This is a genomic window from Streptococcus sp. CF7_Ac1-12 (assembly GCF_024295905.1).
Classification (GTDB): domain Bacteria; phylum Bacillota; class Bacilli; order Lactobacillales; family Streptococcaceae; genus Streptococcus; species Streptococcus mitis_AP.
In genome coordinates this window covers 107492-120901 of record NZ_JANCPG010000002.1, presented here as the reverse complement: position 1 = coordinate 120901, position 13410 = coordinate 107492, and the positions used below count along the sequence as shown (strand labels likewise).

Sequence of the window (13410 nt, the reverse complement as noted above, 5' to 3'; positions counted from 1 at the left end):
GAAGGGAGAAGGGATGAAAGAAACTCAACTATTAAAAGGTGTTCTTGAAGGTTGTGTCTTGGATATGATTGGTCAAAAAGAGCGATATGGTTATGAGTTGGTTCAGACTTTGCGAGAGGCTGGATTTGATACTATCGTTCCAGGAACTATTTATCCTTTGTTGCAAAAGTTAGAAAAAAATCAATGGATAAGAGGCGACATGCGCCCGTCGCCAGATGGTCCAGATCGGAAGTATTTTTCGTTAACGAAAGAAGGAGAAGATCGTGTCTCGGTCTTTTGGCAACAATGGGACGATTTGAGTCAAAAAGTAGAAGGAATTAAGAATGGAGGGTAAACCATGAAGAAAATGAAGTATTATGAAGAAACAAGCGCTTTGCTACATGAGTTTTCTGAGGAGAATCAAAAGTATTTTGAGGAACTGTGGGATAGTTTTAATCTTGCTGGATTTCTCTATGATGAGGACTACCTCAGAGAGCAGATCTATTTGATGATGTTAGATTTCTCAGAAGCAGAACGAGACGGAATGAGTGCAGAGGATTATCTAGGTAAGAATCCTAAAAAATTAATGAAAGAGATGCTCAAGGAAGCACCTCGCAGTTCTATCAAGGAGTCCCTTTTGACGCCAATTCTTGTCCTAGCGGTATTACGTTATTATCAACTACTAAGTGATTTTTCTAAAGGTTCTCTCTTAACAGTCAATTTGCTCACATTTTTAGGGCAACTTCTTCTTTTTCTGATTGGATTTGGACTTGTGGCCACAATCTTACGTTGGGGGCTAGTCCAAGATTCTCCTAAGATGAAAATTGGCACTTATATTGTCGTTGGAATTCTTGTTCTGCTAGTCGTTCTAGGATATGTAGGAATGGGAAGTTTCATACAAGAAGGAGCCTTTTATCTTCCTGCTCCCTGGGATAGTTTCCTTGTTTTTACGCTTTCTCTAGTCATCAGTATTTGGAATTGGAAAGAAGCGGTCTTTCGTCCCTTTGTCAGTATGATTGTTGCCCATCTTGTGGTAGGTTCTCTGCTTCGTTACTATAAGTGGATGGGAATTTCAAATGTTTTCCTTACAAAATTCATTCCTTTAGCTGTTCTTTTTATTGGTATTTTTCTCTTGTTCCGTGGGTTTAAGAAGATAAAATGGAGTGAAATATAGTCAAAAAGCCGTTGCAAAGCGGTTTTTTGTTATAATGAAGGGAAGAATGTTAGAAATTAAAGGAGACAAATTTGATGAGATACATAACTCTTGGTCAAGATGACAAAGAATTATCAGAAATTGTTCTCGGAATGATGAGAATAGAAGATAAGTCTGTAAAAGAAGTTGAAGAGCTTGTAGAAACAGCACTGTCTGTTGGAATCAATGCTTTCGACTTGGCTGATATATATGGTCGTGGTCGTTGTGAAGAACTATTAGGTCTTGTCCTAAAAAATCGTCCAGATTTAAGAGAAGAGATGTGGATTCAGTCAAAATGTGGCATTCGCATTGAAGAATTTACCTATTTTGATTTTTCTAAGGACTATATTATAAAATCAGTTGACGGAATTTTGCAAAGATTGAAGATAGATCATCTAGATAGCTTGCTCCTTCATCGACCAGATGCTTTGATGGAATCTGACCAAGTAGCAGAAGCCTTTGATCTCCTTTATAAACAAGGTAAGGTTCGAAATTTTGGAGTTTCTAATCAAAATCCTATGATGATGGAGTTACTTAAAAAAGATGTCAAGCAGCCGTTAGCTGTTAATCAGCTACAATTGAGTGCGGCTTTTACTCCAGGATTCGAATCAGGTTTTCATGTTAATATGGAAGATAGTCAAGCAGCTATGCGAGATGGCAGCATTTTTGAATATTGCAAATTACACGATGTGGTTATTCAAGCATGGTCTGTCTTACAATTTGGGTATTTTAAAGGGAATTTTGTTGGAAATGAGAAATTTCAAGCTTTAAATCAAGTACTTGATCGTTTAGCTACTAAATATGGAGTAACCTCTTCAACTATTGCTATTTCTTGGATATTGCGTTATCCAGCAAAAATGCAGGCAGTCGTAGGTACAACAAATCCTAAGCACTTGAGAGAAGTTAGCCAAGCGGCAAACTTTAGCTTAACAAGAAAAGAATGGTATGAAATTTATCTTGCAGCAGGGAATAATTTGCCGTAAGTAGAAGCAGATTTAAATAAATCACAGTCAAAAAAGCCGTTTCAAAGCGGTTTTTTTGTTATAATGAAGGGGAGAATTATTGATATTAAAGGAGAAAAACATGACATTTGAAGAAATTCTACCTGGGTTAAAGGCTAAGAAAAAATATGTACGAACTGGTTGGGGAGGTGCTGAAAACTATGTCCAACTTTTTGACACCATTGAACAAAACGGGGTTGCACTTGAAGTAACACCTTATTTCCTAATCAACGTTTCCGGGGAGGGAGAAGGCTTTTCCATGTGGAGTCCGACACCTTGTGATGTTTTGGCGACAGATTGGGTAGAAGTGAATGACTAAACGTGTATTGATTACGGGAGTGAGTTCAGGAATCGGCCTAGCACAAGCTCGCCTCTTTTTAGAGAATGGCTTTCAAGTTTATGGAGTTGACCAAGGTGAAAATCCACTCTTAGAGGGTGATTTCCACTTTTTTCAGAGAGATTTGACCTTGGACTTGGAGCCTATTTTTGACTGGTGTCCTCAGGTAGATATTTTGTGCAATACTGCCGGAGTTTTGGATGATTACAAACCACTGTTGGAACAATCAGCGCAGGAAATTCAAGAGATTTTTGAAATCAACTACGTTACTCCAGTAGAGTTGACTCGCTATTATTTGACCAAAATGTTGGAGAATAAAAAAGGATTCATTATCAATATGTGTTCCATTGCTTCAAATCTAGCAGGAGGTGGTGGTCACGCCTATACTTCATCTAAGCATGCCTTGGCTGGATTTACCAAGCAGTTGGCTCTAGACTATGCTGAAACTGGGATTCAGGTCTTTGGTATCGCTCCAGGAGCAGTCAAGACAGCTATGACAGCTGACGACTTTGAACCAGGTGGCTTAGCAGACTGGGTGGCGAGTGAAACACCAATCAAGCGCTGGATTGAGCCAGAGGAAATAGCAGAGATTAGCCTTTTCTTAGCAAGTGGGAAAGCGAGTGCCATGCAAGGACAAATTCTGACAATAGATGGCGGATGGTCTTTGAAGTAGGAGGAGTTGGATGGATATTCAAGAGATCACAGAAGAAAATGCATCGCCGTTAGTCTTGAAGGTTAAGTCTGAATTATTAGGATTTCCAGAATTGGACAAGACCTTCTATATGAATTGGAAGGTGAATGATGAGAAACCAACTTGCTCTTAGTGGAGAAAAAATTCTTGAAAAAGTTTACCCACAACTATTTCACCACATTGGAATGATTCGTGGGGAATACTTGTTGAGAGAGCTCAACCAAAACATCATATTAGCAAGTTGTCAGCAATTTGTAAAAGATTATCTAGATATTATCTGTTCCTTGTACTCAGGTGAGGAGATCTGGTATCGTTTTTCTGAATTAACGAATACAGAAGCCAATTGTTTAGAGGGAACTAAAGAGTTTTTTGACGAAGGGCATCCCTTATTTGGATATAGAGGAACTAGGCGTTTACTGGCGTGTCCGAATGAATTTCAGGCTGAAGCAAATGTCGTTACAGAAGTTTATCAAAACAATCCCAATCTGTCTGTTATTTTTCCTTTTGTCAATGATGCTGAGCAGTTAAAGCAAGCTATCACAGTATTGCGTCAGCATGGTTTTACTGGGAAAATTGGCACTATGATTGAATTACCGTCAGCGTATTTTGACTTAGACAGCATACTGGAAACGGGTATTTCAAAGATTGTAGTTGGAATGAATGATTTGACTTCTTTTGTTTTTGCGACTGTGAGAAACAGTCAATGGCATGATATGGAAAGTCCAATAATGTTAGATATGTTGAGACAGATGCAGGATAAAGCAAGGATGAAAAAGATTGATTTTGCTGTAGCAGGCTATCTGAATACTTCTTTCATAAAAAAAATGAATCAGATGGGTATCGAATGCATCCTCCATTACAGCTCTATTCCAGAGATTTTTGATTTAGAAATTGACCATCCAGACCATCTTAAACACATAAAAGAAGAAAGTAAAAAATTACAAAGGAGCACCCATGACACAGCAAGAAATGTGGAATGCATACAAGGAAATCAATCCTTCTATCGGAGATGAAATCGATGCCTGGGCTTTTGGAGTAGATGCCGATTTCTTGGCAGATTTAGTTCTAAGAGGTGAAAAGACAGCAACCGCTTCAGCCTATGACCTTTATGCAATTGATGATGAATCCCTTCCGCGAGAAGGAACCTTTGACATCATTTTAGACAGTCAAAATCAAGCTGTCTGCATTATCGAAATTACAAAGGTTTCTGTTGAACCCTTCAATCAAGTTTCTGCTGACCATGCCTTTAAGGAAGGAGAAGGTGACAAAACCCTAGCCTATTGGCATCAGGTTCATGAGGATTGTTTCGCTGAGTGGCTGAGAGAGGCAGGACTAACTTTTACGCCTGACAGTAAGGTTGTTTTAGAAGAATTACGCAAGGTCTACCCACTGTAGGCTATTAGAAGGAAGAAAGTTTTGTAAATCATCGTCCAATCCTTTTTTCTTAAGCAAAACATGATATAATAAGTTTGTTTGAAGAAGAGCTCTAGCTCTTAAACTTAGATAGGAGAAAACTATGCAAGCAGTTGAACATTTTATTAAGCAATTTGTTCCTGAACATTATGATTTATTTTTAGACTTGAGTCGTGAGACCAAGACTTTTTCAGGGAAAGTGACTATCACTGGTCAAGCACAGAGTGACCGTATTTCCCTCCACCAAAAAGACTTGGAAATCGCCACTGTAGAAGTTGCAGGTCAAGCTCGCCCATTTACAGTTGACCATGACAATGAAGCCCTTCATATTGAACTTGCTGAAGCAGGTCAAGTTGAAGTGGTTATCGCTTTCTCAGGAAGAATTACAGACAACATGACAGGGATTTACCCATCTTACTACACAGTTGATGGAGTCAAGAAGGAAGTTTTGTCTACTCAATTTGAGAGCCATTTTGCACGCGAAGCTTTCCCATGTGTGGATGAGCCAGAAGCCAAAGCAACTTTTGATCTTGCTCTACGTTTTGACCAAGCAGAAGGTGAGTTAGCCTTGTCTAACATGCCAGAAATCGAAGTGGAAAACCGTAAGGAAACAGGTATCTGGAAGTTTGAGACAACACCTCGCATGTCTTCTTACTTGTTAGCCTTTGTCGCCGGTGATTTGCAAGGTGTGACCACTAAAACTAAAAATGGGACCCTTGTAGGTGTTTACTCAACCAAAGCTCACCCACTTTCTAACCTTGATTTCTCTTTGGATATTGCCGTTCGCTCCATCGAGTTTTACGAAGATTACTATGGAGTTAAGTACCCAATCCCTCAATCTCTCCATATCGCCCTTCCTGACTTCTCAGCTGGTGCTATGGAAAACTGGGGTCTTGTGACCTACCGTGAAGTTTACTTGGTTGTGGATGAGAACTCAACATTTGCTAGCCGTCAACAAGTTGCCCTTGTTGTGGCCCATGAATTGGCTCACCAATGGTTTGGGAACCTCGTTACTATGAAATGGTGGGATGACCTTTGGCTCAATGAAAGCTTCGCTAACATGATGGAGTACGTCTGTGTGGATGCCATTGAGCCAAGCTGGAATATTTTTGAAGACTTCCAAACAGGTGGAGTGCCTCACGCTCTTGAACGCGATGCGACTGATGGTGTTCAGTCTGTCCACGTCGAAGTTAAACATCCAGATGAAATCAATACGCTCTTTGACGGAGCTATCGTCTATGCCAAAGGAAGTCGCCTCATGCACATGCTTCGTCGTTGGCTCGGCGATGCTGATTTTGCTAAAGGTTTGCATGCCTACTTTGAAAAACATCAATATGGAAATACCATCGGTCGTGACCTTTGGAATGCCCTTGGTCAAGCATCAGGCCGTGATGTTGCAGCCTTTATGGATTCTTGGTTGGAACAGCCTGGTTACCCAGTTCTCACTGTCAAAGTTGAAAATGATGTCTTGAAGATTTCACAAAAACAATTCTTCATCGGTGAGCACGAAGATAAGAACCGTCTCTGGGTGGTGCCACTCAATAGTAACTGGAAAGGACTACCAGATACTCTCGAAACTGAAAGCATCGAAATTCCTGGCTATGCTGCGCTTCTAGCTGAAAATGAAGGAGCTCTTCGTCTCAACACTGAAAATACAGCCCACTATATTACAGACTATCAAGGAGACTTGTTAGAAGCTGTTCTTGCTGACCTAGTTGAGCTTGATAACACAAGTAAACTGCAGATCGTTCAAGAACGTCGTTTGCTTGCTGAAGCAGGGCACATTTCTTATGCAGACTTGCTTCCAGTCCTTGATAAACTTGCTAAAGAAGAATCTTACCTTGTCGTTTCAGCTGTTTCTCAAGTAATTTCTGCCCTTGAGCGCTTTATCGATGAAGGAACAGAAGCTGAAAGAGCCTTCAAAGCTTTGGTTGCTAAATTGGCTCGTCACAACTATGACCGTCTTGGTTTTGAAGCTAAAGATGGTGAATCAGATGAGGATGAATTGGTTCGTCAGTTGGCTGTTTCTATGATGATTCGCTCAAATGATGCAGAAGCTAGCCAAGTCGCTAGCCAAATCTTCGCGGCTCACAAGGAGAATCTTGCAGGACTTCCAGCAGCTATTCGCTCACAAGTTCTGATCAATGAGATGAAACATCATGAGACTAAAGACTTGTTAGCACTTTATCTTGATACTTATACTCACGCAACAGATGCTGTCTTTAAACGCCAGTTGGCAGCAGCTCTTGCATACAGTACAGATGCGGATAATATCCAAAACTTGATTGCTGCTTGGAAGGACAAATTTGTGGTCAAACCACAAGACTTGTCTGCTTGGTACTTCCAGTTCTTAAGCCATCAAGCAACTCAGGAAACAGCATGGTCTTGGGCTCGTGAAAACTGGGCTTGGATTAAGGCAGCCCTTGGAGGAGATATGAGCTTTGATAGTTTTGTTATCCTTCCAGCGCATGTATTTAAGACTCAGCAACGCTTGGCGGAATACAAGGAATTCTTTGAACCACAACTTTCTGACCTTGCTCTTAGCCGTAACATCGGTATGGGAATCAAGGAAATTGCAGCGCGTGTTGACTTGATTAACCGTGAAAAAGCTGCAGTCGAAGCAGTTGTTCTTCAATACGGAACTAAATAATTAAGACAAAAATAAAAAGAAAACTCAGCTATCTCATGTAAAATGTAGAGAGTTGAGTTTTTTTTAAGGCAAATTTGGTATAATGGTTTTAATAAGGAGGAGTTTCTCATGATAAAAATCTTATTGGTTGAGGATGACCTAGGTCTGTCAAATTCAGTATTTGACTTTTTAGACGATTTTGCGAATGTTATGCAGGTATTTGATGGGGAAGAAGGTCTCTACGAAGCTGAGAGTGGAGTCTATGATTTGATTTTGCTCGATTTGATGTTGCCTGAAAAAAATGGCTTCCAAGTCTTGAAAGAATTGCGTGAAAAAGGAATTACGACACCAGTTCTGATCATGACTGCCAAGGAAAGTTTGGATGACAAGGGACATGGATTTGAATTGGGAGCAGATGATTATCTGACTAAACCTTTCTACCTAGAAGAACTCAAAATGCGGATTCAAGCCCTTCTCAAACGTTCAGGTAAATTTAATGAAAACACCTTATCTTATGGAAATATTGTAGTTAATTTGTCAACAAATACCGTTAAGGTTGAAGATACTCCTGTCGAATTGCTGGGCAAAGAGTTTGATTTATTAGTTTATTTCCTGCAAAATCAAAATGTTATTTTGCCCAAGACTCAGATTTTTGATCGTTTATGGGGATTTGATAGTGATACAACGATTTCGGTTGTCGAAGTCTATGTTTCAAAAGTCCGTAAGAAATTAAAAGGAACCACTTTTGCAGAGAATTTGCAAACCTTGCGCAGTGTTGGGTATATTTTAAAAGATGTTCAGTAAACTAAAAAAAACATGGTATGCGGATGACTTTAGTTATTTTATCCGCAACTTTGGTGTCTTCACTCTGATTTTCTCCACCATGACCTTGATTATTTTACAGGTCATGCACTCGAGTCTCTATACTTCGGTGGATGATACGCTCCATGGTTTGAGTAACAATCCTCAGGCAGTTATTCAGCTGGCAGTAAATAGGGCAACAGAAGAGATTAAAGATTTAGAGAATGCCGCTACAGATACTAGCAAGGCTGAGGTAAAACCCAATGTAAGCTCCAATACGGAGGTTATTCTTTTTGATAAGAATTTTACCCAGCTCCTTTCTGGAAATCGATTTTTGGGCTTGGATAAGATTAAGTTAGAGAAGAAAGAACTAGGCCATATCTATCAGATTCAGGTTTTTAATAGTTATGGACAGGAAGAAATCTATCGCATGATATTGATGGAAACCAATATTAGTTCGGTTTCAACCAATATCAAGTATGCGGCTGTCTTGATTAATACCAGTCAGTTGGAGCAGGCCAGTCAAAAGCATGAGCAATTGATTGTGGTTGTGATGGCAAGTTTCTGGATTCTGTCTTTAGTTGCCAGTCTCTATCTAGCTAGGGTCAGTGTTCGGCCCCTGCTTGAGAGCATGCAGAAGCAACAGTCCTTTGTGGAAAATGCCAGTCATGAGTTACGAACTCCACTTGCAGTTTTGCAAAATCGCTTAGAGACTCTTTTTCGTAAGCCGGAAGCTACCATTATGGATGTGAGTGAAAGCATTGCATCGAGTTTGGAAGAAGTCCGAAATATGCGTTTTTTGACGACGAACTTGTTGAATTTGGCTCGTAGAGATGATGGGATTAAGCCGGAACTTGCAGAAGTTCCAACCAGTTTTTTCAATACGACTTTCACAAACTATGAGATGATTGCTTCGGAAAATGACCGTGTCTTCCGTTTTGAAAATCGCATCCATCGAACGATCGTCACAGATCAGCTTCTTTTAAAACAACTGATGACCATCCTATTTGATAATGCCATCAAATATACAGAGGAGGATGGTGAAATTGATTTTATGATTTCAGCGACCGATCGAAATCTGTATTTACTTGTTTCTGATAACGGAGTTGGTATTTCCGCAGAAGATAAGAAGAAAATTTTTGACCGTTTTTATCGAGTAGACAAGGCTAGAACCCGTCAAAAAGGTGGTTTTGGTTTAGGATTATCTCTGGCCAAGCAAATTGTAGATGCCTTAAAAGGAACCATTACTGTGAAAGATAATAAACCCAAGGGAACAATCTTTGAAGTGAAAATAGCCATCCACACACCATCTAAAAAGAAAAAATAAAAATATCGCTCCAGATGGGGCGATATTTTGGATTTATCTTCTACGTTTTCGTTTGATAATAGAGCGTTGGACTTTTAAAACAAGTAAGCTGGATCCGATTGCTGCAGCAAAGGCAAGAGCAGTTGATAATTTTAATGCTAAAAAGATAAAACTAAAGATAGCAATACAGATACAAAAAACAGCGATATTAACAAAAAATAGGATTTCCTTGAGATTGGCATCAGACTGCGCTTCAGGTGTATAATCTTGATAGCGAGGAACCTGCTGGTTTAACTCTTCTTGATAGTCTACCTCATAGGATTGTAATTTTCTTACGGGCATTATTCTCTCCTTAACAGTACATACCTATTTTATCATTTTTTCAGCAGAGAATTATTACAGAAAGGTTACAAAAAGAATAAAGTACCTTTTCATTTTTAAAGAATGGCTGATTTTCCAGAAATATGGTATAATTTTTCTTATGGAAAAGATTATCATTACAGCAACTGCTGAAAGTATTGAACAAGTTAAACAACTGCTCGAAGCTGGCGTAGACCGTATCTATGTCGGTGAGAAAGATTTTGGCCTTCGTCTGCCAACGACCTTTAGTTATGACCAATTGCGTGAAATCGCTAAGTTGGTTCATGATGCTGGTAAGGAATTGATCGTTGCGGTTAATGCTCTCATGCACCAAGACATGATGGATCGTATCAAGCCATTCCTTGATTTCTTGGAAGAAATCAAGACAGACTACATTACGATTGGGGATGCAGGTGTCTTTTACGTTGTCAACCGCGATGGTTATTCCTTTAAGACCATCTATGATGCTTCAACTATGGTGACAAGCAGTCGCCAGATTAACTTCTGGGGACAAAAGGCTGGCGCATCTGAGGCTGTTTTGGCGCGTGAAATTCCATCTGCTGAACTCTTCAAAATGCCAGAGATTTTGGAAATTCCTGCTGAAGTTTTGGTTTACGGAGCTAGCGTTATTCACCATTCTAAGCGTCCTCTCTTGCAAAACTATTATAACTTTACACATATCGATGACGAAAAGACGCGCAAGCGTGACCTCTTCTTGGCTGAGCCAAGTGACCCAGAGAGCCACTATTCCATTTTTGAAGACAATCATGGGACCCACATCTTTGCCAACAATGACCTTGATTTGATGACCAAATTGACAGAATTGGTGGAACATGGCTTTACTCACTGGAAACTAGAAGGTCTCTATACACCTGGTCAGAACTTTGTTGAGATTGCAAAACTCTTTATCCAAGCGCGTAGCTTGATTCAAGAGGGTAACTTTAGCCATGACCAAGCCTTCTTGCTGGATGAAGAAGTTCGTAAACTTCACCCTAAAAACCGTTTCCTTGATACAGGATTTTATGACTACGATCCTGACATGGTTAAATAAAGTAAATGATTCGTTGAGAGAAGGAAGATGCAAACATTTCTTCTCTCAATTTTTCTTATTCTCCAATATTTTCAAAGAATTAGTAGGCTAGGATGCTCTGTTTGCTGGAATTTTTAATACAAGTAACCTTCTCGAGTTTGAAAATTATCCCATGTTTGCAGGTGCCAAATGGCCCTTTTTTTGGTATAATTTTTTATAATGAAAACGATTGGTAATCGCTATGTTGTGGTGGATTTAGAGGCAACTAGCACAGGTAGTAAGGCTAAAATTATCCAAGTGGGAATTGTCGTGATTGAGGATGGAAAAATCGTCGATCACTATACGACAGATGTCAATCCACATGAACCCTTGGATGCTCATATAAAAGAACTGACAGGATTGACAGACCAACGTCTGGCGCAAGCACCTGATTTTTCGCAAGTTGCTAGAAAAATCTTTGACTTGGTGGAGGATGGGATTTTTGTAGCCCATAATGTTCAGTTTGATGCCAATCTCTTGGCGGAAAATTTATTTTTTGAAGGCTATGAACTAAGAAATCCTCGTGTTGACACGGTCGAATTGGCTCAGGTCTTTTTTCCTAAACTGGAAAAATATAGTTTGCCGATATTGTGTCGAGAATTAGGAATTCCTCTAAAACACGCTCACACAGCCCTTTCAGATGCCCAAGCTACTGCGGAATTACTCTTATTTCTACGAAAAAAGATGGCCCAGCTTCCTAAAGGACTCTTGGAACGCTTGCTGGAAATGGCTGATGACCTCCTATACGAGTCCTACCTGGTTATTGAAGAAATTTATCGCAGCCAATCTATCCTGAGTTCACTAGACTTGGTCGAAGTTCAAGGACTATATTTCAAGAAACTTGCAGCTCCCAATGAGCCACGAAAACTATCTCAAGATTTTTCTAAAAATATTTCTCTATTGAATCTTGAAGTGAGGGAGGAGCAAGAAAGTTTTGCTAAAGAGGTTGGCTTGCTATTGAAAGATGAGCCTGTCTCATTAATTCAAGCACCGACAGGGATTGGGAAAACCTATGGCTATCTCTTGCCCGCTTTATCTCAAATGAAAGAGCGACAAATTGTCCTTAGTGTTCCGACAAAGATTCTTCAAAATCAAATCATGGAAGAAGAAGGTAAACGTCTCAATGAAGTGTTCCATATAGATATTCATAGTTTAAAGGGACCACACAATTATCTGAAGTTGGATGCCTTTTATCGTTCCTTGCAGGAAAATGATGAAAATCGCTTATTTAGACGCTTTAAAATGCAACTCTTGGTCTGGCTGACAGAGACAGAGACAGGAGATTTGGATGAAATCGGGCAACTTTACCGTTACCAACATTTTCTAGCAGGCCTTCGTCATGACGGGAATTTATCATCCCAGAGCTTATTTGTGACGGAAGATTTCTGGAAACGTAGTCAAGAAAATGCACAAACCTGCAAGCTTTTAGTAACCAATCATGCCTATCTTGTAACCAGACTTGAAGATAATCCTGAATTTGTCAGTGACCGTTTATTGATTATTGATGAAGTCCAAAAAGTTTTGTTGGCCCTAGAAAATCTGCTTCAACAGACTCACGATATCCAGTCTATTATCGATTTGCTTGATAAGGCTTTGCTGGACGAGAAAAATAAGGTCCAGCAACGAATACTAGAAAGTATTCGCTTTGAGTGCCTCTACTTGATTGAACAATTTCAGTCTGGGAAATCTAAGAAAAATATCTTAGATTCTCTTGCCAATCTACACCAGTATTTTTCAGAATTAGAAGTAGAAGGCTTTGAGGATTTGGTTCGCTATTTTACAGCTGAACGAGATTACTGGCTTGAAGCAACTGAAACGAGTCAAAAGAAAATTCAGATTTCTTCTACGAAATCAGGACGTATTCTTCTGTCCTCTTTAGTACCTAATTCATGCCAAGTCTTGGGTGTATCGGCTACTCTTGAGATTAGTCAGAGAGTTTCTTTGGCCGACCTTTTAGGCTATCCTGAAGCCAAATTTGTCAAGATTGAAGCTCGTAGAAAACAGGACCAAGAAGTGGTCTTGGTCAAAGATTTCCCTCTGGTGACAGAAACTTCCTTAGAAGTCTATGCCAAAGAGGTAGCTGATTTGCTTATGGATGTTCAAGCTTTCCAGCAACCGATTTTGGTTCTCTTTACCGCTAAAGACATGCTTCTAGCAGTATCGGATTTACTTCCAGTTAGCCATTTGGCCCAGTATAAAAATGGCGATGTTCATCAACTGAAGAAACGCTTTGAAAAAGGGGAACAAAAAATCCTGCTTGGTGCAGCAAGTTTCTGGGAGGGAGTGGATTTTTCAAGCCATCCTTTTGTGATTCAAGTTGTACCAAGACTTCCTTTCCAAAATCCTCAAGAGCCCTTGACGAAAAAAATCAATCAGGAATTGATTCAAGAAGGAAAAAATGCCTTTTATGATTATCAGTTGCCAATGGCTATTATTCGTTTAAAACAGGCTTTGGGAAGAAGTATGAGACGCGAACACCAACGTTCCTTAACTCTCATTTTGGATAGGAGAATTGTCGGAAAGCGATATGGCAAACAAATAGTAGCATCTCTAGCAAAAGAAGCGACTGTTAAAACCGTCTCTCAATCCGAAGTTGATGAGACTATTGATGAATTTTTAAATGAGCTTTGAT

14 protein-coding genes are annotated in these 13410 nt (G+C 39.7%); 13 read left to right on the top strand and 1 reads right to left on the bottom strand.

Features of this window, described 5'->3' with window-relative positions:
* Positions 1 to 13: 13 nt before the first annotated feature.
* From NMM17_RS01695 to ciaH, 11 genes are all read left to right on the top strand, one after another.
* Positions 14 to 334, top strand: a complete 321-nt coding sequence (locus tag NMM17_RS01695; RefSeq protein WP_000665421.1) for a PadR family transcriptional regulator — start codon at positions 14 to 16, stop codon at positions 332 to 334.
* Positions 335 to 337: 3 nt separating this feature from the next.
* Positions 338 to 1153, top strand: coding sequence for a hypothetical protein (locus NMM17_RS01690; protein ID WP_000738387.1), 816 nt, complete (start codon positions 338 to 340; stop codon positions 1151 to 1153).
* 74 nt (positions 1154 to 1227) lie between these two features.
* Positions 1228 to 2154: an aldo/keto reductase family oxidoreductase gene (locus NMM17_RS01685; protein WP_001269441.1), complete on the top strand. Its 927-nt coding sequence runs from the start codon at positions 1228 to 1230 to the stop codon at positions 2152 to 2154.
* Positions 2155 to 2254: 100 nt separating this feature from the next.
* Positions 2255 to 2491, top strand: a complete 237-nt coding sequence (locus NMM17_RS01680; RefSeq protein ID WP_000141914.1) for a DUF2829 domain-containing protein — start codon at positions 2255 to 2257, stop codon at positions 2489 to 2491.
* Positions 2484 to 3182, top strand: a complete 699-nt coding sequence (locus tag NMM17_RS01675) for a 3-oxoacyl-ACP reductase (RefSeq protein WP_000167120.1) — start codon at positions 2484 to 2486, stop codon at positions 3180 to 3182. The genes NMM17_RS01680 and NMM17_RS01675 overlap by 8 nt, the downstream gene beginning before the upstream one ends.
* A gap of 10 nt (positions 3183 to 3192) precedes the next feature.
* A complete protein-coding gene (locus NMM17_RS01670; RefSeq protein WP_000354300.1) occupies positions 3193 to 3333 on the top strand; it encodes a hypothetical protein in 141 nt (46 codons plus the stop codon).
* A complete protein-coding gene (locus NMM17_RS01665; RefSeq protein ID WP_001245835.1) occupies positions 3311 to 4213 on the top strand; it encodes a putative PEP-binding protein in 903 nt (300 codons plus the stop codon). The genes NMM17_RS01670 and NMM17_RS01665 overlap by 23 nt, the downstream gene beginning before the upstream one ends.
* Positions 4155 to 4595 carry an ASCH domain-containing protein gene (locus tag NMM17_RS01660; RefSeq protein WP_000193673.1) on the top strand — a complete coding sequence of 147 codons (441 nt, stop codon included), beginning with the start codon at positions 4155 to 4157 and terminating at the stop codon, positions 4593 to 4595. The genes NMM17_RS01665 and NMM17_RS01660 overlap by 59 nt, the downstream gene beginning before the upstream one ends.
* Positions 4596 to 4716: 121 nt before the next feature.
* The gene (locus NMM17_RS01655; RefSeq protein ID WP_254753720.1) at positions 4717 to 7263 is read left to right on the top strand and encodes a M1 family metallopeptidase; all 2547 of its coding nucleotides are present in this window, start codon (positions 4717 to 4719) and stop codon (positions 7261 to 7263) included.
* Between the two features lie 108 nt (positions 7264 to 7371).
* Positions 7372 to 8046, top strand: coding sequence for a two-component system response regulator CiaR (gene ciaR, locus NMM17_RS01650; RefSeq protein ID WP_254753719.1), 675 nt, complete (start codon positions 7372 to 7374; stop codon positions 8044 to 8046).
* The gene (ciaH, locus tag NMM17_RS01645; protein ID WP_254753718.1) at positions 8036 to 9370 is read left to right on the top strand and encodes a two-component system sensor histidine kinase CiaH; all 1335 of its coding nucleotides are present in this window, start codon (positions 8036 to 8038) and stop codon (positions 9368 to 9370) included. Before ciaR ends, ciaH begins: the two co-directional genes overlap by 11 nt.
* Positions 9371 to 9403: 33 nt before the next feature.
* Here ciaH and NMM17_RS01640 read toward each other — a convergent pair whose 3' ends face one another.
* Positions 9404 to 9691: a DUF3270 domain-containing protein gene (locus tag NMM17_RS01640; RefSeq protein WP_153223472.1), complete on the bottom strand. Its 288-nt coding sequence runs from the start codon at positions 9689 to 9691 to the stop codon at positions 9404 to 9406.
* Positions 9692 to 9830: 139 nt separating this feature from the next.
* Between NMM17_RS01640 and NMM17_RS01635 the strand changes: the two genes are divergently transcribed.
* Together NMM17_RS01635 and NMM17_RS01630 are read left to right on the top strand one after the other, a co-directional pair.
* A complete protein-coding gene (locus NMM17_RS01635) occupies positions 9831 to 10760 on the top strand; it encodes a peptidase U32 family protein (protein ID WP_000411191.1) in 930 nt (309 codons plus the stop codon).
* A gap of 198 nt (positions 10761 to 10958) precedes the next feature.
* A complete protein-coding gene (locus NMM17_RS01630; protein ID WP_254753717.1) occupies positions 10959 to 13409 on the top strand; it encodes a bifunctional DnaQ family exonuclease/ATP-dependent helicase in 2451 nt (816 codons plus the stop codon).
* Position 13410 lies beyond the last annotated feature (1 nt).